Origin of the sequence: Gluconobacter aidae, assembly GCF_009547075.1 — a bacterium.
Lineage (GTDB): Bacteria > Pseudomonadota > Alphaproteobacteria > Acetobacterales > Acetobacteraceae > Gluconobacter > Gluconobacter aidae.
Map to the genome: position 1 here is coordinate 18,832 of NZ_WIPH01000016.1, position 21,223 is coordinate 40,054.

Below are 21,223 nucleotides of genomic sequence, written 5' to 3' on the forward strand. Positions count from 1 at the left end.
TCGAACATGTACCGTACGCCACGCCTCTTCCTGTTCGCCGCTCCGCTTGCGGCCGTGCCGGGCCGTGCCGTGGCTGCGGGCATGCCACAGCTGAACTTCCACGATCCGCTGCTGATCGGACAGGTCGTGTGGGGAGCCGTCATTTTCGGCGGCTTCTATCTCGCCCTGAGCCGCTTCGCACTGCCGCGTGTCGAGCGGGTGCTGACCAGCCGTCGGACCCGGATCCAGAGCGATCTGGATATTGCCCGCAAGGCTAAAGCCGAGGCTGACCGCGCCAGCGCGGAACTCCTCAGCGCCCGTCATGAAGCAGCCGAGCAGGCCCGCGCCCATGTGGAGCGGATCCAGAACGAAGCCCGCGCCAGCGCGGATGCTCACGCTGCGGAAACGGCCAAGCGTCTCGAAGCCGAGATCGCAAACGCCGAAACCCGAATCACCCAGTCCCGTGAACAGGCCCTGTCCAGCCTGTCCGAGATCGCCACCAGCACCACCCAGGATCTGGTTTCGCGTCTGATCGGCACGCAGGACGAACAGACTGTCGCCAGCGCCGTCAAACGCGTCAGTGCCTGAGGAGACGAAGATGTTCCACGATCCCCGGTTCTGGACCGCCCTCGCCTTCGTCCTGTTCTTCGTCATTTTCGGACGCAAGCTCTGGGTGGCCATCACCGGCCATCTGGATGCCCGCGCCGACAGCGTCCGCCACGACCTCGACGAAGCAGCCCGCCTGCGTCGCGAAGCCGAGCAGATGCTGGAAGACGCCACCCGCGAGCGTGAAAAGACCCTGGCCGAAACACAGGCCATGCTTGCCCGCTCCGAAGCCGAGGCCGCCGGTCTGGCGGAACGCGCCCGTCAGGACGCCGAAGCCGCCGCAGCCCGTTACGAAAAGATGGCGCAGGATCGTATTCACGCAGCCGAGCGTTCGGCCATCCGTGAAATTCAGGATCGCGCTGCCCAGATCGCAGTCGCCGCAGCCCGTGACGTCGTGTCGACCCGCCTGACGGAAAGCCCCGACATCGCCTCAAACCTGCTCGACCAGAGCATCAACAGCCTGCCGGAAGCTCTTCGGCGCTCCGCTGCCTGATCCGATGCCCACCTCCACGGTGCAAGATTCCTCCCATGACGACGGACAGCCCACAAGGCTCTCCGTTGTCATGGCCGTTCTGAACGAGGCAGAAAACATTCTGCCAGTCTGTCAGGAACTGGCGGACACCTTCGGCGCCGATCCTTCCGTAGAAATTCTCGCGATCGATGACGGAAGCACGGACACCACCGTCAAAAAGCTTCTGGAAGCCCGGCAGACGCTCCTGCCCCGCCTGCGCATCATCAGCCATCCAAAGCGTCTTGGAAAATCCGCCGCACTCCGCACCGGCATTACAGCCGCGAGGGGACCATGGATTGCTACCATCGACGGTGACGGGCAGGACGACCCCTCCGCCATCCTGAAAATGCTGGACCACGCGACATCGGCTCCTGATACAACGCCCCTCGTTGTCGGTGTCCGGCGCAAGCGCAATGACCGCCTGTCCCGCCGGATCGCCACACGCCTTGCCAACGGCCTGCGTCGCCGCCTTCTGAACGACGGCTGCCCCGATACCGGCGCACCGCTCAAACTGTTCTCCCGCGATCTCTTCCTGAAGATCCCGCAATTCGAAGGCGTCCACCGCTTTCTGCCTGCCCTTCTGGGACATTACGGCGCACCACTGATCTGCATCGAGGTCCAGCACCGGGCCCGACTGCACGGCAGCTCGAAATATACGAATTTCAACCGGGCCCTCGTGGGAATCCGTGACCTTCTGGGCGTCATGTGGCTTCAGAACCGCACGCACCTGCCCGATCATCTGACCGAACACTGAAGCCGTCACCGGATCCGGACCTTCCGGGATCCTGCCGCATGCCCGGCCTGACAGAACGGCGCGGAGAGTCCCCCATGACCCTGAACCTCCGGCATTATGCTCTTCTCGGGCTGCTGGCCTTTCTGCTCGCGCTCCCCGGCCGCATGACGCTCCCACCGCTCGATCGGGACGAGCCCCGCTATATGGAAGCATCCGAACAGATGCTTCTCTCCCATAACTTCATCGACGTCCGCTTTCAGGACAAACCGCGCTATCTGCAACCCGCCGAAATCTACTGGCTGGAAGCGGCTTCAACAGCCATTGCCGAAAAAATCTTCGGCCCCTCGGTCCTGCGCAAAACCTGGCCCTACCGGATTCCAAGTCTCCTCGCCGCAACCGTCATCGTCCCCCTGACCGCTTGGATCGGCGCAACTCTCTTCGGGGGTGCGACGGGCCTGATGGCAGCAGGCCTGCTGATGGTCTCGACCCTGTTCGTCGCCGAAAGTCGCATGGCGACCATCGACACGGTCCTGCTGCTGGACATCCTGTGCATCGAAGCCGCCCTTCTGTGTACTCTTACCGACCGTCAGAAAAACCTCCCCACTCATCCGCGCGTCGCCGTTGCCTACTGGCTCGCCCTAGGCGTTGGCCTGATGCTCAAGGGACCGGTCGTCCTCATTCCAGGCTTTGGCACGCCTTTGGCCCTGTGGTTTCTGGAAAAGGACCGCTCATGGTGGTCGCGCCTGCGCCCGCGCTGGGGCTGGCTGCTCATGCTTGCCGTCGTCGTTCCCTGGTGCGTCGCCATCGAAATCATCAGCGGCGGGGACTTCTTCGCCCGCGCGGTCGGGCGCAACTTCCTGGGGAAAGTAGCCCATGGTCAGGAAGCTCACGGCCTTCCCCCCGGCTTTCACCTGCTGGTTTTCGGACTGGCCTTCTGGCCTGGCTCGCTTTTCGCCGCCATGGCCATTCCGGCAGTCTGGAAAAACCGCAAACTCCCGCAGGTTCGCTTCCTCCTCAGCTGGATCATCCCGCACTGGCTGGTATTCGAACTGATCGCCACCAAACTCCCGCATTACGTCCTGCCAACCTATCCGGCGATTGCCATCCTTACCGCCGCAAGCCTCATGGCATGGCGCCCTCCCGCACTCTCACGATGGGCAAAGGCTCTTCTCGGTATTTATGGCGTTCTGTGGGCCGTCATCGGCATCGCTTTCTGTCTCGCCGGCAGCATCGCACTCTACAGACTTGAGCACACCTTCTCACTCTCTGCCCTGATCGCATTGGGGGGGTCCTTACCCCTGATACTCGGTGCCATCATGATGCTTCTGAAGCAGCAGCGGCAGCAGGCAGCCTTCTGCGCCATGGGCGCAGCCGTCATCGCTCATGCCGGCCTGTTTCTGAGCGTCATCCCCAACCTCCAGACCCTGCGTCTCAGCCCCCGAATTGCCGACCTCTTCGAAAATGTCCGACCTTGCGATAAGAGTATTTTGATATCCTCCTCCTATTCCGAACCGAGCCTTGTCTTTCTCGTCGGCCCCGATACCCAACTCATTGGCCCTGCCGCCGCCGCAACATATCTGCACGATCACCCTCAATGCAGTCTGGCGCTGATTGACCGCCGGGACGAAGCTGTTTTTAGGCATACACTTCTTGATTACGGTCTGGATGTCGTGGAATACGGTCGCCTTGAAGGGCTTAATTATTCAAACGGCCATCATCTCGACCTTGGACTTTTTGCTCCACGATAAGCCTGGAAATCCATCTATTTCCCGCGAATACCACGAAAGTACAGTTCCACCCGCTAATTTTTAGAAATTTCCATGACTTGAAACCCTCAACAGAAAATCTTTGAATAAACCAGTTTTTATCCTACACTTTAAATACTACATGAAATTAAATAATCAATACTTCCTGAGGAGATGATTAATGATAATATGCCATATAGATGGATTTTTCGTTAATGGTATCCGGGGCTGGGCCACAGACACTGAAAATCCCTCAGAGCCTGTCTTCCTGCATGCTCTGGCAGACGGTCAGGAATTCCTCCAGTTTCAATGCTCGGACCTGCGTGAAGATGTCCACGCTGCAGGAATTCAATCCAGAAATACTGGTTTCCACATCCCCATCCCCCCCAGTCTGCTTGACGGTAAAAAACACAATATCACCTTCAAAAATCGTCTGAAGCCGATCGAAATCTATTCACAGAATCAAAAGCTGGAATACATCTCCTTTTCTGGAAAATTTCCCATAGAAACACGTTCTTTCGTGGATGGCCTGAAACAGGGCGTCCTGAGCGGCTGGGTCGTCCGCGGCAATGATATCGAAGGCTGGAAAGGAAACCAGCAGATCCTCGTGACCTGTAATGGCCAGAAAATTGGTCAGCTTGAAGCCAACCGATATCGGGGGGATGTCGGAAAAACCCTCTCCTGCGACCCCTATTGCGGTTTCCAGTTCTCACCGCCAGAACTGTATCGTAAACCCTATCAACAGGAATTCCGCTTTTACGTTCTGCCTGACATGATCGAGGTCACGAACAGCCCCTGCCTGACCAGCTTCGTCACCAATGAACATGAATCGCTTATCATCGACGTGATCGATCAGATCGACGCCCTGCATGTAGAACTAACCCGCCTGCGCCGTCGGGTACGGGAAATCCTGCCACAGCCCGGCTTCACAATCGCTGACTATCACGCCTGGGCGACAGCCTATTTCCCGGTACTGCGCAAATATGTCGATCGTACGCGCGATGAGGCCGCCATCGACGGGAATCCGCTGGTCAGCATTATCTGCCCGGTATGGAATCCTGACCTGACGGACTTCAAGGCAGCCATCCAGAGCGTTCTGGCCCAGACATGGCAGAACTGGGAACTCATCCTTGTCGATGATTGCAGCAAAAACCCCAAACTACGCGCCGTCATAGAAAATTTTGCCGAAACCGACGCCCGCATAAAGCCGGTCTTCCAGGAAAAGAACGGCGGAATCAGCATCGCCACCAACGCAGGACTGGCAGTCGCCAAAGGAGAGTGGATCGCTTTCTTCGATCACGACGATCTACTCGCGGACGTGGCCATCGAATACATGCTGAGAGAGGCCACAAGAAGTCAGGCCGATCTCATTTATTCCGACGAGGACAAAATTGACGCAAGAGGGTATTACAGGGAACCCGCCTTCAAGACGGACTGGAATTACAGACTTCTCCTTGGTGTGAACTACGTCTGTCACTTCGTGATGATCCATCAATCCGCGTTGCAGAACATCGGTGGGCTGAACAAGGAATATGATGGCGCACAGGACCATGATTTCCTTCTCCGTGCTTCCGAACACATCCCGGCAGAAAAGATCCACCACGTTCCGGAAATCCTGTATCACTGGCGCATCACGGCAAACTCAACGGCTTCCGACATCGGGAACAAGCGCTATGCCATTGAGGCTGGCATCAAGGCCGTCCATGACCACCTCGTCCGTCGTAACCTGCCAGCCAAAGTAGACTCCCAGATGGGAATGACACTCTATACCGTAAACTGGGACTTCAATCAGTTCCCGTCGGTTACGATCATCATCCCTTACAAAGATGAGATCGCGACAACAGCGCGCTGCCTGGACGCCATCCAGAAATATACCCGTTACCCCAATTACAAGGTCATTCTGGTTAACAACTGGTCCATTACAAAGGAAGCCGAGGCTTTTGCCCGAAAAATCGACAAAATTCCCAATGTCGAAATCCTGACCATCAAGGAACCGTTTAATTATTCCCGCATCAACAATCTGGCAGCAAAAGACGAAACCTCCGACTTTCTGCTGTTCCTGAATAATGATGTCTTTGTCGAGCAGGAAAACTGGCTGGGAATCCTGGTCAATGAAGCCCTTGCGGATCCGCTCGTCGCCATCGTTGGGGGTAAATTCGTTTATCCGAACCAGACCGTTCAGCATGCTGGCGTCCTTCTCGGAATCGGCGATGTTGCCGGCCATGCGCATGTCGGCATTCCACGCGATGAAGGCGGCTATGCGGGCCGCGCCTATTTCCCCCAGGAAATTTCGGCCGTCACAGCCGCCGGAATGCTGATTCGCCGCCCGGCCTTTGAACTGGTCGGTGGTTTTGACGAAGAAAATCTGAAAGTCGCCTTCAACGACATTGACCTGTGCCTCAAGGTCAGGGACGCGGGCTACAAAGTTGTATGGACTCCCGATTTCTGCGCCGAGCACCATGAAAGCCTCAGCCGCGGCAGCGACGACCGTCCCTCAACGGAACGCCGCTTCTTCCACGAAACGCAATTCATGATTGAAAAATGGGGCAACACGCTCCGTACGGACCCGTTCTACAACCCACATTTCACGCTCGACCGGCAGGTCTTTTTTGATCTGACGATTCCGGGAGTTGATGAAACACGCTATCCCCCTCTCGCATCAACAAGAACGAAAATGCGTCCTCTCTGGCCCATTCCGACTTTCACAACCCCGGCGAAAAAAGCACTTGAAAAACATACGCCCAAGAACATAGCATCCGAAATCCGACAGAAAAAATCATCGTCTTCAGGCCGTACTCCTCAGATCGATTGATCGGGTATCCGTTTTAACTCATCGGATCTTCAAATGAGCGCCGAACATCCGCAGTCGCCCTTCTAACCCCTGTTCCAACAGGGGCGGACAGTCAGCATGCCGGATGTTGCCGCCTGCCTGGTCATCGCTGAAAATTAGAATTGCCGTGGTGGAGCTGAGGGGAATCGAACCCCTGACCTCCTCATTGCGAACGAGGCGCTCTCCCATCTGAGCTACAGCCCCACGACAGGACAATAGTTCTCTTCTTCTCGCAGACTGTCAAGCAGCCCTGCACGCAAGACATTGTTCTGTGCTATCGCTATGGCTACAAGCGTTCCTAAACCAGCCTTTCGGCTGCCCTTCCCGACATTCGACGAGGTTTTATATGGTTGCCCTGCATTCCATTATCCTGATGCTGATCCAGGCTTTTGTGTGGATTCTACTGGCGTACTGCATCCTGTCGATGCTGCTGGGTTTCGGGATCCTGGATATCCGCAACCGGTTTTTCTATTCCATTTTCAACACGCTGGCCCGGATCGTCGAACCTGTCATGGCTCCGATCCGCAGCATCCTTCCCAACACGGGCGGCATGGATTTTGCGCCAATGGTCGTCCTGCTGCTGATCCAGTTTCTGGTCTACCCGGCGGTCAACAGGATCTTCTTCATGCTCGCGACGCATAACAGCTTCTGAAAACGACCTATCTCAGGGCGCGCCACACCTCTTCCAGCGCTTCGACCAGCGTATCGCGCGTCTCCTGATGCAGCGTCCCATCCGGGCGCTGCATCCAGACCGACCATCCCGTCCCCTGCTGACGCTCCATTTTTACTGCCCAGTCCACGGGTAAACGGGAAAAAACCCGCTCCATCCGGGCTTCCGCCGTCAGGGGCTTGGCGTAATTATGACCCATCACGAATAGCTTTCGTCTCTCGAACGGCCCGGCGTTTCCGGATCAGGCCGTACCACCCACCGTCAGACCCGAAATCTTCAGGGTCGGCTGACCGACACCCACCGGCACGCCCTGACCGGCCTTGCCGCAGGTTCCAATACCAGGATCCAGCGCCACATCGGAGCCGATCATGGAAATCTGGTTCATCGCATCCGCCCCATTGCCGATCAGCGTGGCGCCCTTCACCGGACGGATGATTTTACCGTCCTCGACCAGATAGGCTTCCGAAGCCGCAAACACGAACTTGCCCGACGTGATATCCACCTGACCGCCCCCGAAGTTCACGGCATAAAGCCCGCGCTTCATCGAGCGGATCATCTCATCGGTGGTCGCACTTCCTTCCAGCATGAGCGTATTGGTCATGCGCGGCATCGGAGCATGTGCATAGGATTCCCGGCGTCCGTTCCCGGTGGATTTCGTGCCCATCAGACGGGCATTCAGCCGGTCCTGAAGGTATCCGGTCAGAATCCCGTCCTCGATCAGAACGGTCCGGGACGTCGGCGTTCCTTCATCATCAACACTCAGCGAGCCACGACGCTCCGGAAGCGTTCCATCATCCACCACAGTCACGCCTGGAGACGCCACACGCTTACCGATCATCCCCGAGAAGGACGAGGTCCCCTTGCGGTTGAAATCGCCTTCCAGCCCGTGCCCGACGGCCTCATGCAGCAGAATGCCCGGCCATCCCGGACCAAGCACCACATCCATTTCCCCTGCGGGCGCCGGTGCGGCTTCCAGCGTAATCAGAGCCTGTTTCAGGGCCTTATCGACGGCATCCCGCCACGTTTCCGGCGCCAGCAGACGGTCCAGTTCATAGCGCCCCCCCAGACCACAGCTTCCGCTCTCACGCTGACCGTTCTTTTCCACAACGACAGACACGTTCATGCGCACCAGCGGACGCAGGTCCGCCACATCGCCGCCGGAGTCCGCGCGCCGCATGATCTGCACGGCCTGCCATTCGGAACTCAGTACGGCACTGACCTGCACCACCCGGGAATCCAGCCCCCGCGCATAGGCATCGATCTCACTCAGAACTGCTGCACGCGCTGCAAAATCCGTTCCTTCAAGCGGGCGGGAGTCGCCATAAAGCCGCTGGTTCGTCGCTTGCGGTCCCGGCGCCATGATGCCGCTGCGTCCCTGCCGCACGGCACCCACCGTACTGACAGCCCGCTCCAGAGCATCCCGGCTGATATCGTCCGCATGCGCAAAAGCCGTCTCCGTTCCCAGGACAGCCCGCAGCCCGAACCCCGAGGACGTGTTGAAGCTCGCCGAACGGATCGTCCCGTCATCCAGGCTGATGCTTTCGTTCTCCCGGTATTCCAGGAACAGCTCGCCATCATCCACGCCATCAAGCCCCCGATTAACGAGCGCCCGGGCATCGTCACGGGTCAGCTTTGAATCGGGTCGCCCGAAAAACAGGGCGTCGGTCGTCGCAAGAGCGCCCAGAGCATCATCAGCAGCAACAGACATGAGAAATCTCCAGACAGAACAGACCGGCTTTTCCGGCAGACAGATTGAACACAGAGCGGATCACAGCACAGGGCTTTTAAGAAAGGGCCTTTTCCAGCCGTTTCAAGGCCTCCCGCAGGATCTCCGGCTTTTTGCAGAACGCGAACCGGATCAGGTTCCGCGGCGCGACATCACCCTGCGGGTCATAGAAAGCCGAAACCGGGATCGTGGCCACACCCGCATGTTCCACCAGCCAGCGCGCGAATTCAACATCGCCCCGTCCGGCCGCATGACGCGAAATATCCGCCACGATAAAATAACTGCCATCCGCAGGCAGCGTCTCAAAACCCAGCCGGTGCAGACCATCCCGCAGCAGATCCCGCCGTGTTTCCATCTGCGCCGACAGCCCTTCGTAATAGCTGTCATCCTTGTTCAGCCCGTAAGCCACGGCCCGCTGAAGGTTCGGAGCAGTTGCGAACACCAGAACCTGATGCGCCTTCGCCACCACGGACGCCAGCGCCGCCGGTGCCGTCACATACCCGACTTTCCATCCCGTCAGGGAGAAGCTCTTGCCAGCGCTCCCGATCCGCATGCATCGCTCGCGCATCCCTGGCAGGGTCATCAGCGGGATGTGTTTCACGTGAAACGTCAGATGCTCGTAAACCTCGTCACAGATCGCATAGACATCATGCTCCCGCACCAGTTCCGCAATCAGCTCCAGCTCCTCGCGGACAAACACCTTCCCGGACGGGTTCATCGGTGAATTGAGCATGATCGCCTTGGTCTTCGGACCAAACGCGGCCCGAAGCTCCGCCTCCGGCACGGACCAGTGTGGCGGTGCAAGCCGCACACAGCGTGGCACCGCCCCCAGAAGCTTCAGAGCCGGCAGATAGGTGTCATAAAGCGGCTCGATCACCACCACCTCATCCCCCGGCTCCACGACCGCCATCAGACAAGCCGCCAGAGCTTCCGTCGCGCCGGACGTCACGACAACTTCCGCCGCAGGATCGACCTCAAGCCCATAGAAACGCCGGCTGGACGCCGCCACAGCCTCACGCAGTTCCGGCAGGCCCGTCAGCGGCGCATACTGGTTGCGCCCGTCGCGCAACGCATCCGCCGCGACCTGGATGATGTCCTGCGGCCCTTCCGTATCCGGGAATCCCTGCCCGAGATTGATCGCCCCATGCTTCACGGCAAGCTGTGACATAATCGTGAAAATGGTCGTCGGAAGGCTCGCAAGATACTGATTGGGCGTTTTCATCAACGGATTCCAGAACTGACGGAAAACATAAAGCCCTGCACCATCGCAGGCTGAAGGAGCGCTGAAAAGCCTTTCGCACTCCCCTTCCGTTCCATAATGGAAATCCCGTCTCCCGCCCCTCAGTCCAGCCCCTGCGTTTTGCGGCGCATATCCCGCAACAGGAGCTGCCCCAGCCCCCGCAAAAGAAGCATCGCCAGCACGACGAGGACGATTCCGATACCGCAGCAGAGGATCGCATATCCCCAGGAAAGCGGGATACCATTCCCGGGCACACCATCCGTGGTGACAGTGATCGAGAACGGGTTGTCGTCCACCACGAAAAGATCCTGCGGAACAAAGAGCCGCAGCACGGGCATCGCTGCCAAAAGAAGCCCCGTCAGCCCAAGCACGATCACGACAAATCCGCCCACAAACGCCAGCAGACTCCCCGCCGCCAGCCGCAGAAGAACCCAGAACAGACCAAAGGGATTCGACTGCTGCACACCAACGGACAGCTCATGCCGGATCGTAAAGCGTGCGGCGAGCCTGTCCGGCTTTCCCAGTCTTTCCAGTAGCGCCAGCGCCGCCCCTTCCCCCAGCCGGGCCTGCGCCGCGACCTGAGCCCGCACTTCAGCGACGATCACATCGCGTTCGCTTTCAGGCAGGCTGAGCAGACCGCCCCGGAACTCGTGCAGGTACCGTTCGAGCGGCAGGGAAAGCAGATCGCTGTCTTTCAGGCCGTCCGGGGATGAGGAAGCAGGCATCATGAGGATATTTCCCAAAAAGAGTCTCGCTGCTCTCTTTGCATGCAAGTTCCGGACCAGATGTGGAAAACTCCGGTTCGCTTCCGAAAGATTCAATCATGAATCCGCCAAATGGCGTAATTTCCCATACTCGACAGACGGGCATTTGTCGCTTAATCGTTTTGCAGCCGTTTACACGATGCAAGGCGACAGATCGATGGCCAAGAAAGCCCCCACTTCCTCTACCGTGAAACCGAAGGCCGCTCCCGCGCGCCGTCCCTCGAAGGCCGCAGCCTCCAAGGCTGCTCCCGCAGCCGCTGGCAAGCCGCCCGCCCCGAACCCGCAGGCCGTCGCCCGCGTCTTCGAGATGATCCAGGAGCACGCGGCGGAATTCGTCGATCTGCGCTTTACGGACCCCAAGGGCAAGTGGCACCACACGACCCAGACGGTCTCGACCATCGAAGACGGTACCTTTGTTGAAGGCTTCATGTTCGACGGCTCTTCCATCCAGGGCTGGAAGGCCATCAACGAGTCCGACATGGTTCTGCTTCCGGATCCGGAAACGGCCGTCATGGACCCGTTCTCCGCCAAGCCGCAGCTGATCCTGTTCTGCGACATCATCGATCCGAAGACGGGCAACTTCTACAACCGCGACCCGCGCTCGACCGCCAAGCTCGCAGAAGCCTACCTCAAGGAAGCCGGCTTCGGTGACACGGCGTTCTTTGGTCCGGAAGCCGAGTTCTTCATCTTCGACAACGTGCAGTTCGGCACAGGCCCGAACTTCGGCATGTACCAGCTCGACAGCATCGAAGGCCCCGGCGCCTCCCTGAAGGCCTATCCGGAAGGCAACATGGGCCATCGCCCTGTCGTCAAGGGTGGCTACTTCCCGGTCCCGCCCGTGGACAGCGAGAACGACCTGCGCGCCGAAATGCTCTCCACGATGGGCGAAATGGGCCTGCCGATCGAAAAGCATCACCACGAAGTCGCCCAGTCGCAGCACGAGCTCGGCACGAAGTTCGACACGCTCGTGAAGTCCGCCGACTTCATGCAGATCTACAAGTACTGCGTACACAACGTCGCCCATTCCTACGGCAAGACGGCCACGTTCATGCCGAAGCCGATTGCGGGCGACAATGGCTCGGGCATGCATGTCCACCAGTCCATCTGGAAAGACGGCAAGCCGACTTTCGCTGGCGACAAGTACGCTGATCTGTCCGAAGACGCGCTGTACTACATCGGTGGCATCATCAAGCACGCGAAGGCCCTGAATGCCTTCACGAACCCGTCCACCAACTCCTACAAGCGCCTGATTCCGGGCTTCGAAGCCCCCGTGCTTCTGGCTTACTCCGCTGCGAACCGTTCGGCCTCCTGCCGTATCCCGCATGCGACCAACCCGAAGGCCAAGCGCGTTGAAGTCCGCTTCCCGGACCCGACCGCCAACCCGTATCTGGCCTTCGCCGCCATGCTGATGGCCGGCCTCGACGGCATCCGCAACAAGATCCATCCGGGCGACGCCATGGACAAGGATCTGTACGAGCTGCCGAAGGAAGAGCTGGCCCAGATCCCGACGGTCTGCGGTTCGCTCCGTGAAGCTCTCGAAGCCCTCAAGGAAGACCATGCCTTCCTGCTCGAAGGCGGCGTCTTCACCAAGGACCAGATCGAAAGCTACATCGACATCAAGTGGCCGGAAGTCTACAAGTTCGAACACACGCCGCATCCGGCAGAGTTCGAGATGTACTACTCGGTCTGATCCGGGTCAGAACATCACCTCAACGGAAAGCCCGGCCTTCGTGCCGGGCTTTTCTGTTTTCACCCCACCACTTCCAAGACGGCCCGATGATCCCTCCCACCCTTCAGGCCTTCTCCTCCTCCGCCCTGCCCGTCCTCGACATTGCCGGCACGATCGTCTTCGCGATTTCCGGTGCGATCGAAGCCGCTCGCGCGCGCCTGACCATCGTGACCTTCATGTTTTTTGCCGCCATCACGGGCGTCGGCGGCGGCACCGTGCGGGATCTGCTGATCGGCGCCCCCGTCTTCTGGATGCACACCTCCGTCCCGATTGCCGCCTGCCTGCTTTCAGCGATCGCGGTCTGGTTTACCCCGGCCCGCTTCTGGCCCGCACGCGCCGTGGAATGGTTCGACGGCCTCGGGATCGCAGCCTATGGCGTATTCGGCTCAGCCAAGGCTCTGGCCTATGGCATTCCACTGGTCCCGGCGGCTCTCATGGGGATCGTCAGCGCCTGCATGGGCGGTATTTTCCGGGATGTGCTGGCAGGCGTACCCTCTATCATCATCCGGCCGGAGCTTTACGTCACAGCCGTTGCCCTGGCGTCAGGAAGCTATGTCTCCCTGACGGCATTGGGTCTCAATACAAGCTTTGCGGCCATGATTGCCGTCGTGGCTGGCTTCAGCCTGCGCGCCGTCGCCCTCATAAAAGGACTCGGCCTGCCGCATTACAGACGCTAGGCGGCAGGCCCGTTCAGACGCCTCTCAAACGATAACGTCAAACCCGACATCTTCCACGACATGCTGCAACGCCACTGGCGTCACTTTCTGCTCGTCATACTGAATGGCAGCCTGCCCCGGATCGAGTGTCACCTGTGCGGACGACACACCCGGAACATTGGACAGCGCAGACTGCAATTTGCCCGAACATCCGTTGCACGACATTCCGTCAACCCTGAACGTCACCATCGATACCATAAGAGACTCTCCCGTCTTTCAGAGGCTGCTCCGCAAAGCAGTCGATCCCCGAATGGGGCATATATTCCGCCCAAAAAGCAAACTGCTTTTTCAGACTGCGTCCGCGGCCTCGTCCAGCGGCCGGATCTTCATGACCTCGGCCTGCGCACCGCATTTCGCAAGCACATCACCCAGAACCTTGAAATGCGGGGACGCCAGATGCGCCTGAAATCCGGCTTCCGAAGTCCAGATTTCGTTCGCCACGAACCGGCCCGCTTTCTCCACATCCCTGCTGACAACATACTGAAGGCAGGCTTCTTCCTTGCGTGACGCAACGACACAGGCAGCAAAAGCCCGCTCGGCAGCGACCGCATGTTCAGCGCTCACCGTAACAACGGCCGTGATGTGAACCGTCTGGCTCATCATAAAACTCCTCATCTTCAATAGAGCCGCCCCCTCAATGGTCGTGCAGACGGGGGCAGCGTTTCATGTGAAACCATACCTCACTCCCTTGTGATAAAGAACCCATGCCCGGTATCGGGAGCCCGCACAGAAAAAAGGCGCCCCCCAAAGGAAGACGCCTTTCCTAAATGCCAGGCTGAAAAAGCCGCTCAGCCTTCCGCGTAAGTCGAAATATCCGGGCAGGAACAGACGAGGTTCCGGTCCCCCCAGGCATTGTCCAGACGCCCGACCGGCGACCAGTATTTGGACGTGTCCACACCGCCGGGGAAACACCCTGCCTCGCGGCTGTAGGAGCGGTCCCACGCGCCGGCCAGATCCGCCGTGGTATGCGGCGCAAACCGCAGAGGGCTGGCCTCCATCGCCACGCGCCCGGCTTCGACTTCGGCAATTTCCGCGCGAATGGCGATCATCGCATCGCAGAAGCGATCCAGCTCACCCTTGCCCTCGGATTCCGTCGGCTCGATCATGAATGTCCCCGCCACCGGGAAACTGACCGTTGGCGCGTGGAACCCGTGGTCGATCAGACGCTTGGCGATATCGTCCACCGTCACGCCAACCGTGTCCTTCAGCGGCCGCAGATCCACGATGCATTCATGCGCCGTAAAGCCGTTCGTGCCGCGATACAGAACCGGATAATGCCCTTCCAGACGCGACGCGATGTAGTTCGCATTCAGGATCGCCATCGTCGTCGCCTGACGCAGCCCCGCATCGCCCATCATCATGATGTAAGCCGCGGAAATCGGCAGAATGGACGCCGACCCATAAGGCGCCGCGGACACTGCAACCCCATGCTGCCCCGGCAGATAGGGTGCCAAGTGCTTGCCCACACCGATCGGCCCCATGCCCGGGCCGCCGCCACCATGCGGAATGCAGAACGTCTTGTGCAGGTTGAAATGCGAGACATCCGCGCCATACAGACCCGGACGTGCCAGCCCAACCTGCGCATTGAGGTTCGCGCCATCCAGATAGACCTGACCACCCGCCTCATGGACAAGCTCGCAGATCTCGACGATCCGCTCCTCGAACACGCCATGCGTGGACGGATACGTAATCATGATAGCCGCCACGCGCCCGTCATGCTGCGCGATCCTGGTCTTCAGATCCTCGACATCGACATTGCCGTTCTCGTCACAGGCCACAACGACAACCCGCATCCCGACCATCTGCGCCGAAGCCGGGTTGGTCCCATGTGCGGAAGCCGGAATCAGGCAGACGTCGCGATTTTCGTCCCCACGCGCGCGGTGATAGCCACGGATCGCCAGAAGTCCGGCATACTCACCCTGCGCGCCGGAGTTCGGCTGAAGCGACACGGCGTCATACCCCGAAATCGCACAGAGCGCACGCTCCAGATACGCGAACAGTTCGGCATAACCCTGAACCTGATCGGCGGGCGCGAACGGATGAATCCGCGAAAATTCTGGCCAGGTGATGGGGATCATCTCCGCCGTCGCATTGAGCTTCATGGTGCAGGAACCCAGCGGGATCATCGTGCGATCCAGCGCCAGATCCTTGTCCGCCAGCGCCCGCATATAGCGCAGCAGATCCGTTTCGGAACGGTGTGCATGGAACACAGGATGCGTCAGCAGCGGAGCCGTCCGCGACAGCCCCTCCGGCAGCGCATCCGTCACATCCAGCGCCTGCTCGACAGAGGCCAGATCCGCGCCCTCACCCGCGAACGCCGCCCAGACCGCACGGATCGTCTCCGGCGTCGTGGTCTCGTCACAGGACACACCGATCCGACCATCGCCCGCATCGCGCAGATTGATGCCGGATGCCACGGCCCGCGCCAGAACCTGCGGTGCGGACTCGCCAGCCTGAACGGTGATGGTATCGAAAAACACCTCCGTCTCGACGCTCGCACCCAGAGTCTTCAGCCCGGCGGACAGGATCGCCGCCATCCGGTGCGTGCGTGCGGCAATGGCCTTCAGACCTTCCGGCCCGTGATAAACCGCGTACATGGAGGCGATGATCGCCAGCAGCGCCTGCGCCGTGCAGATGTTGGATGTCGCCTTTTCGCGGCGGATATGCTGCTCGCGCGTCTGAAGCGCCAGACGATAGGCGGGCTTGCCCGCACTGTCGCGCGACACCCCGACCAGACGCCCCGGCATGTGCCGCTTGAACGCATCGCGCGTCGCCATGAACGCCGCATGCGGGCCACCAGCCCCCATCGGCACGCCATAACGCTGCATCGAGCCGATCGCGATATCCGCACCCAGCGCGCCCGGGCTTTCCAGCAGCACCAACGCCAGCGGATCACAGGCCAGAGCCGCGATCGCACCCTTTTCATGCAGCGCCGCGATCACGCCGCGCAGATCCCGCACCTGCCCCGAAGACCCCGGATAGGACAGCAGCGCGCCAAAAACGGAAGACGCATCCAGATCCGTCTCCGGATCGCCCACCACAACATCCCAGCCCAGCGGCTCAGCGCGTGTGCGGATTACGGCAACCGTCTGCGGATGCGTGTCGGCATCCACAAAGAACGCCGTCGCCTTCGATTTACCCACACGCTGCGCCAGTGCCATGGCTTCCGCACAGGCCGTGCCCTCGTCCAGCAGGGACGCATTGGCGATGTCCAGCCCCGTCAGATCCGCCACCAGCGTCTGGAAGTTCAGCAGCGCCTCAAGACGCCCCTGGCTGATTTCGGGCTGATACGGCGTATAGGCCGTATACCAAGCCGGATTTTCGAGAATGTTCCGCTGGATGACCGGCGGCAGAACCGTATCGTAATAGCCCTGCCCGATCATGGATGTCAGAACCTGATTGCGCGAGGCGATCTGCCGCAGACGCACGAGCGCATCCTGCTCGGTCAGGGCCGCGCCGATCCCGTGATCCCCGCGATCGAGAATGGCGGCCGGAATGGTCCGGTCGATCAGGTCATCGAGACTGGACGCGCCAACGACCCGCAGCATCTCCCCGATTTCGGAAGGACGCGGGCCGATATGGCGGGAGCTGAAATCTTCGGTCTGGGCAGGCCACAAGGTCGTCACAGGCAGGTTCTCTGGCATTTCATGAAAGCAGTGGCGGAAATCGGGAGCAGGCTGAAAGAAAAACGGGGCCTGCCAGCGCAGACCCCGCAAGCCCTCAGAGGCTCTTGTACTGTTCGGCCGTCAGCAGGCCCTTGAGGTCGTCCGGGTTGGCAACCGTCATGCGGAAGATCCAGCCCTCGCCTTCCGGATCCTTGCCCACCAGCGTCGGATCATCGGACAGCGCGTCATTGAAGCCAGCCAGCGTGCCCGCGACCGGCGCATAGATGTCGGACGCCGCCTTCACGGACTCGACGACCGCCGCCGCATCCCCGGCGGCGACTTCCGTGCCTTCGTCCTTGGCTTCGACGAACACCAGTTCGCCCAGCTCTTCGGAGGCATGAGCCGTGATGCCGACAGTGGCCTGATCGCCATCGACGCGGATCCATTCATGGGACTTCGTGTAATAGGTCGTCATTGCTGCTTTTTCCTGATCTGAAGTTCGACTGTAAGTTCAGCGCTTGAAGCCGGGAGCCACGAACGGCATCGCCCGCACATGCAGCGGCACATACCTGCCCCGCAGTTCCGCAAAGACGGGCGTATCCACCGCCGCGTGATCCGACGCGACATAGCCCATCGCAACAGGAGCCTTCACGCTCGGGCCAAACGCTCCGGACGTGACCACCCCGATTTCCTTTTGCCCCTCGGCATCGGCAAAGAGCTTCGCCCCCGCCCGCACCGGAGCCCGACCTTCCGCCAGCAGCCCGACGCGCTTACGCTCTACGCCATCGCGTGTCTGCTTCAGCACGACTTCCGCACCTGGATAGCCCCCCTCGCGGGAACCGCCCTCACGACGCGCCTTCTGGATCGCCCAGCCCAGCGACGCCTCAACCGGCGTGGTCGTGACATCGATGTCATTGCCATACAGGCACAGCCCGGCCTCAAGACGCAGCGAGTCCCGCGCGCCAAGCCCGATCGGCAACACATCCGGCTGCCCCAGAATCGCACGCGCGACTTTCTCCGAATCCGCGCCCGCACAGCCAATCTCGAACCCGTCCTCGCCCGTATAGCCGGACCGCGACACCGTCACCTTCACACCCGCGAGTTCCGTCTCGATCACATCCATGAAGCGCATGTCCTTCACGGCCGGGCAAAGCGGCGCCAGAGCCGCTTCCGCAGCAGGCCCCTGAAGCGCCATGAGCCCCCGATCAAACTGGCGCGTCACCACACACCGATCAGACAGCGCCTTCTCGATCCGGTCCGCGTCCTGAACCTTACAGCCCGCATTCACGACCACCAGCAGGTCATGGCCCATATTCGCGACCATCAGATCGTCCAGAATGCCACCCTCGTCATTGGTCAGCAGGCCATAACGCTGACGCCCGGCGGCAAGCCCGACATAATCGGCAGGGACCAGCGTCTCAAGCGCCGCAGCCGCGTCCTTCACGTCGCCGCTTTTCGCGGCAATGCGGATCTGCCCCATATGGGACACATCGAACAGACCGGCCTTCTCGCGCGTATGCAGATGCTCCGCCATCAGCCCCGCAGGGAACTGGATCGGCATTTCAAAGCCTGCGAACGGCACCATTTTCGCGCCAAGTTCCAGATTCAGATCGTAAAGGGGAGTACGCTGGAGGGAATCGCTCATACGAAAAAGCCCGGTCCATTCTCTCTAAAGACGTGAAGATGCAGACGCCCCCGGCACCACGCGGAACGCGGCCGGAAAAAACGTCGCCCCTTCTGTCCTTTCGCCTGAGATCGCTATCCCGTCGGCGGATGCGGCGCGCGCACCTCTCTCCAGAATGTCCTGACCGCCTCGGTCCTTTGGCCTGAGAGTTTCCGGGGCGGTTGCTCCTTCGGCGCCAGCCTCTCGGCCGGTCTCTCCCGTGTCGGTCGCCCCGATCCTGCCAGTTTCCGGAAAACTCCGCAATCGTTACGATCGCTCATGCGTTGTCTCTTCTGACCTTAAATGCATGAAGGAAAATCCCATGGCTGGCGAACTGACGGTTATTGCCGAATTCGAGACCACACCCGCGACCTACGAGAAGTTTCTCGAAGCCTGCGCCTATGACAGCGAACGCTCGGTCGCCGACGAATCCGGCTGCCACAGCTTCACGGTCCTCTCTCCCGAGACGGAAGCCGACACGGTCATCCTCGTGGAAGTCTATACCGACCGCGCCGCTTTCGAAGCCCATCTCAAAACCCCGCATTTCGGGGTCTTCGCAAACGCTGTAAAAGAACTGGACATCAAGGAACGCAGCGTCCGCTTCCTGAAGAAAAGGGCTCCCTGAGCAATGCGTCTTTCAAGCACGAAACGCCTCCTCGCCATCACCCTCCTGTGCGGCACGGTTTCCGCCTGCGCTTCCCATCCGCAGCACAATCCCGAAGCCCATCTGATCGGTATCCCCAATCCTGCCAGCGTCTATTGCACCCAGCATGGTGGCCGACACAGCGATGTGCGGAGTGCCGGCGGCGAGACGGGTGTCTGCCTCCTGCCGCCCAATCAGGTCTGTGATGAATGGGTCCTGTTCCGCGAAAAGCGCTGCGTGGCGCCACTGGCGAAGATGGAACCCTGACCACGGCCTGGCGACAAAAAAACCGGGCAGGAAAAAATCCTGCCCGGCTCTTCAGACGTCCCCGGAACCAGGGCCCCCTCAGGAGGCCGTTTTCGGAAGATGCTCGGCGATATAGGGCGGCAGATTGAACGACCCGACATGGATCTCCGGCGTCCAATAGCGTGTCGTCCCCAAGATCTTCGCAGCCTCCGCACGGGTCCGGATCTGCTCCACCGTCTGGGTGCTTGGCGCCTGACCCTTCGACGCCACGCCCAGCGTCATGAATCCGCCGACATAGGTCGGGACAGCCGCCACATACGCGCCCACATGCGGAAAGAACTTCGCACGACGCAGGCTCGTCTCATGCAGTTCATCGGCCTGCATGAACGGAACGCCACACTGGTTCACGATCAGTCCTTCGGCTGACAGGATACGTGCGCAGTTGCTGTAGAACTCGTCCGTGAACAGCACTTCGCCCACACCGATCGGATCGGTGCTGTCGACGATAATCACATCGAACGAGCCATCAGCCGCATTCGCCACATAATCGATCCCATCGCCCACGATAACCTCGGCCCGTGGGTCGTTCCACGCATCTCCGGCGATATCCGGCAGATACTGCTTGGAGAGATCGATCACCGCACCGTCGATCTCGACCATCACAGCCTGCTCGACCGTCTGATGCTGCAACACGCGACGCAGGACGCCACCGTCGCCCGCACCGATGATCAGCACACGTTTTGCACAGGGATGCGCCAGCAGCGGGACGTGCGTCAGCATTTCCTGATAGACGAACTCGTCACGCTCGGTGATCTGGATGACACCATCCAGCACCAGCACGCGGCCGTGGCTGGAGCTTTCGAACACCACGACGTCCTGAAAATCGGATTTTACCCGTGCGAGTTCGCGCGTAACGAGAAAACGCTGTCCCCAGTCCGGGTACAGGGTCTCGTTGAGCCATGTTTCAGCCATGGATCATCGTTTCCTTGTGGGATGATATTGAAAAAGGACCGGTTTCACCCGGCCCTTTCGTCAGTTCAGGCAGCCTGTGCGGCCTTCTCCTGCACGCGACCGCGCCGTACGGCGTCGACCTCGACCCGGCCGGCCTGGAACAGGCGCTGCATCACCGGAATCGACAGGTTCGGATCACACACACCGCACATGAACACGTCCACAGCCGCATAATTCCGTTCCGGCCACGTATGGATCGAGATATGGCTTTCCGCCAGCACGATCACGCCGGACACACCACCATTGGGCGTGAAGTGATGAAAATGGCTGTGCAGGATCGTGGCACCAGCCGCCACGGCAGCTTCACACAGCGTCTCGTCAATCCGCATCGGGTCGTCGAGATTCCGGGCATCCCAGAAATCGATCAGCAGGTGATTGCCGGCAAAACGCTCGCCATCACGCTCAATGAAGTAATCCTTGCGCTCATCCTCGACGAAGTGAGCGGCGCTGTTCTGGATATCTCTCGGGAGTTCCGATACCATCCCCAGTTGAGCAAGTGCGTTCATCACGTACCCCCAAACCAGTAGACAGCCTGTTGGGCAAAATTGCCCCCTTGGGCCAAGAAGCGCGCTAGTTAGCGGCCCCTCCCCCCCGATGCAAGCACTTTATGGGGTAATTCCCCAATATGTCACATATCTCCGTCATCTCATGTTCCCACTGCATGAGAAACGGGTTTTCCCTTTCCTGTACACAGGGCTGAGACACGGAACTTTCCTGAATATCCCACGGCAAATACAGTTCGGGCGCCGGATCGCCGGGAAACGAATCCCGGAAATCCCGACGCCCGAAAGAAGCCGAGGCTTCCC

21 protein-coding genes, 1 tRNA gene and 2 riboswitches are annotated in these 21,223 nt (G+C 60.0%); of the genes, 10 read left to right on the plus strand and 12 right to left on the minus strand.

The window, feature by feature from the left end:
- The first annotated feature begins 6 nt into the window (after nt 1-6).
- The 5 genes from GFJ39_RS08405 (at nt 7) to GFJ39_RS08425 (ending at nt 6,386) form a co-directional block, all read left to right on the plus strand.
- The gene (locus GFJ39_RS08405; RefSeq protein ID WP_153430916.1) at nt 7-567 is read left to right on the plus strand and encodes a F0F1 ATP synthase subunit B family protein; all 561 of its coding nucleotides are present in this window, start codon (nt 7-9) and stop codon (nt 565-567) included.
- A 10-nt stretch (nt 568-577) separates the two neighbouring features.
- On the plus strand, nt 578-1,078 hold the full coding sequence (locus GFJ39_RS08410; RefSeq protein WP_153430917.1) for a F0F1 ATP synthase subunit B family protein: 501 nt from the start codon (nt 578-580) through the stop codon (nt 1,076-1,078).
- 4 nt (nt 1,079-1,082) lie between these two features.
- Nucleotides 1,083-1,850: a glycosyltransferase family 2 protein gene (locus GFJ39_RS08415; protein ID WP_153430918.1), complete on the plus strand. Its 768-nt coding sequence runs from the start codon at nt 1,083-1,085 to the stop codon at nt 1,848-1,850.
- A gap of 74 nt (nt 1,851-1,924) precedes the next feature.
- Nucleotides 1,925-3,577, plus strand: a complete 1,653-nt coding sequence (locus GFJ39_RS08420) for an ArnT family glycosyltransferase (RefSeq protein WP_153430919.1) — start codon at nt 1,925-1,927, stop codon at nt 3,575-3,577.
- Nucleotides 3,578-4,094: 517 nt separating this feature from the next.
- Nucleotides 4,095-6,386, plus strand: a complete 2,292-nt coding sequence (locus GFJ39_RS08425; RefSeq protein ID WP_325062887.1) for a glycosyltransferase family 2 protein — start codon at nt 4,095-4,097, stop codon at nt 6,384-6,386.
- A 146-nt stretch (nt 6,387-6,532) separates the two neighbouring features.
- Here the strand turns inward: GFJ39_RS08425 and GFJ39_RS08430 are convergent.
- Nucleotides 6,533-6,608 (minus strand) — tRNA-Ala (locus GFJ39_RS08430).
- Nucleotides 6,609-6,750: 142 nt separating this feature from the next.
- Here GFJ39_RS08430 and GFJ39_RS08435 point away from each other — a divergent pair.
- Complete coding sequence (locus tag GFJ39_RS08435; protein WP_062494118.1) at nt 6,751-7,056, plus strand: YggT family protein; 306 nt, start codon at nt 6,751-6,753, stop codon at nt 7,054-7,056.
- A gap of 7 nt (nt 7,057-7,063) precedes the next feature.
- Here the strand turns inward: GFJ39_RS08435 and GFJ39_RS08440 are convergent, their stop codons facing one another.
- The 4 genes from GFJ39_RS08440 to GFJ39_RS08455 form a co-directional block, all read right to left on the minus strand.
- Nucleotides 7,064-7,273 carry a hypothetical protein gene (locus GFJ39_RS08440; RefSeq protein WP_153430947.1) on the minus strand — a complete coding sequence of 70 codons (210 nt, stop codon included), beginning with the start codon at nt 7,271-7,273 and terminating at the stop codon, nt 7,064-7,066.
- A gap of 42 nt (nt 7,274-7,315) precedes the next feature.
- Entirely contained in the window at nt 7,316-8,782 is a 1,467-nt protein-coding gene (tldD, locus tag GFJ39_RS08445) for a metalloprotease TldD (RefSeq protein ID WP_153430921.1), read from the minus strand.
- Between the two features lie 76 nt (nt 8,783-8,858).
- The gene (locus GFJ39_RS08450) at nt 8,859-10,022 is read right to left on the minus strand and encodes an aminotransferase (RefSeq protein WP_153430922.1); all 1,164 of its coding nucleotides are present in this window, start codon (nt 10,020-10,022) and stop codon (nt 8,859-8,861) included.
- Between the two features lie 119 nt (nt 10,023-10,141).
- A complete protein-coding gene (locus tag GFJ39_RS08455) occupies nt 10,142-10,768 on the minus strand; it encodes an HAAS signaling domain-containing protein (protein WP_153430923.1) in 627 nt (208 codons plus the stop codon).
- A gap of 343 nt (nt 10,769-11,111) precedes the next feature.
- Between GFJ39_RS08455 and glnA the strand changes: the two genes are divergently transcribed.
- Complete coding sequence (gene glnA / locus GFJ39_RS08460; RefSeq protein WP_153430948.1) at nt 11,112-12,494, plus strand: type I glutamate--ammonia ligase; 1,383 nt, start codon at nt 11,112-11,114, stop codon at nt 12,492-12,494.
- Nucleotides 12,495-12,580: 86 nt separating this feature from the next.
- Nucleotides 12,581-13,210, plus strand: a complete 630-nt coding sequence (locus tag GFJ39_RS08465; RefSeq protein ID WP_153430924.1) for a trimeric intracellular cation channel family protein — start codon at nt 12,581-12,583, stop codon at nt 13,208-13,210.
- 24 nt (nt 13,211-13,234) lie between these two features.
- On the opposite strand, the gene GFJ39_RS08470 is transcribed toward GFJ39_RS08465, so the two are convergent.
- The 5 genes from GFJ39_RS08470 to gcvT all read right to left on the minus strand — a co-directional run bounded on the left by GFJ39_RS08470 (nt 13,235) and on the right by gcvT (nt 18,499).
- Nucleotides 13,235-13,447, minus strand: a complete 213-nt coding sequence (locus GFJ39_RS08470; RefSeq protein ID WP_153430925.1) for a heavy-metal-associated domain-containing protein — start codon at nt 13,445-13,447, stop codon at nt 13,235-13,237.
- Between the two features lie 90 nt (nt 13,448-13,537).
- Nucleotides 13,538-13,849: a putative quinol monooxygenase gene (locus GFJ39_RS08475; protein ID WP_153430949.1), complete on the minus strand. Its 312-nt coding sequence runs from the start codon at nt 13,847-13,849 to the stop codon at nt 13,538-13,540.
- Nucleotides 13,850-14,037: 188 nt separating this feature from the next.
- Nucleotides 14,038-16,893, minus strand: a complete 2,856-nt coding sequence (gcvP, locus tag GFJ39_RS08480) for an aminomethyl-transferring glycine dehydrogenase (RefSeq protein ID WP_153430950.1) — start codon at nt 16,891-16,893, stop codon at nt 14,038-14,040.
- Nucleotides 16,894-16,969: 76 nt separating this feature from the next.
- The gene (gcvH, locus tag GFJ39_RS08485) at nt 16,970-17,329 is read right to left on the minus strand and encodes a glycine cleavage system protein GcvH (RefSeq protein ID WP_153430926.1); all 360 of its coding nucleotides are present in this window, start codon (nt 17,327-17,329) and stop codon (nt 16,970-16,972) included.
- Between the two features lie 36 nt (nt 17,330-17,365).
- Nucleotides 17,366-18,499, minus strand: coding sequence for a glycine cleavage system aminomethyltransferase GcvT (gene gcvT, locus GFJ39_RS08490; protein ID WP_153430927.1), 1,134 nt, complete (start codon nt 18,497-18,499; stop codon nt 17,366-17,368).
- 82 nt (nt 18,500-18,581) lie between these two features.
- Nucleotides 18,582-18,658, minus strand: a riboswitch (glycine riboswitch).
- A riboswitch (glycine riboswitch) is annotated at nt 18,659-18,748 on the minus strand. It lies immediately after the preceding riboswitch.
- 91 nt (nt 18,749-18,839) lie between these two features.
- Between gcvT and GFJ39_RS08495 the strand changes: the two genes are divergently transcribed.
- On the plus strand, nt 18,840-19,142 hold the full coding sequence (locus tag GFJ39_RS08495) for a putative quinol monooxygenase (protein ID WP_153430928.1): 303 nt from the start codon (nt 18,840-18,842) through the stop codon (nt 19,140-19,142).
- A gap of 3 nt (nt 19,143-19,145) precedes the next feature.
- Nucleotides 19,146-19,427, plus strand: a complete 282-nt coding sequence (locus GFJ39_RS08500; RefSeq protein ID WP_153430929.1) for a putative hemolysin — start codon at nt 19,146-19,148, stop codon at nt 19,425-19,427.
- A gap of 78 nt (nt 19,428-19,505) precedes the next feature.
- On the opposite strand, the gene speE is transcribed toward GFJ39_RS08500, so the two are convergent.
- Both speE and speD read right to left on the minus strand, forming a co-directional pair.
- Nucleotides 19,506-20,378 (minus strand): polyamine aminopropyltransferase, encoded by an 873-nt coding sequence (gene speE, locus GFJ39_RS08505; protein ID WP_153430930.1) that lies wholly within the window; start codon nt 20,376-20,378, stop codon nt 19,506-19,508.
- A 65-nt stretch (nt 20,379-20,443) separates the two neighbouring features.
- Nucleotides 20,444-20,923 carry an adenosylmethionine decarboxylase gene (gene speD / locus GFJ39_RS08510; protein ID WP_153430951.1) on the minus strand — a complete coding sequence of 160 codons (480 nt, stop codon included), beginning with the start codon at nt 20,921-20,923 and terminating at the stop codon, nt 20,444-20,446.
- Between the last annotated feature and the right edge of the window lie 300 nt (nt 20,924-21,223).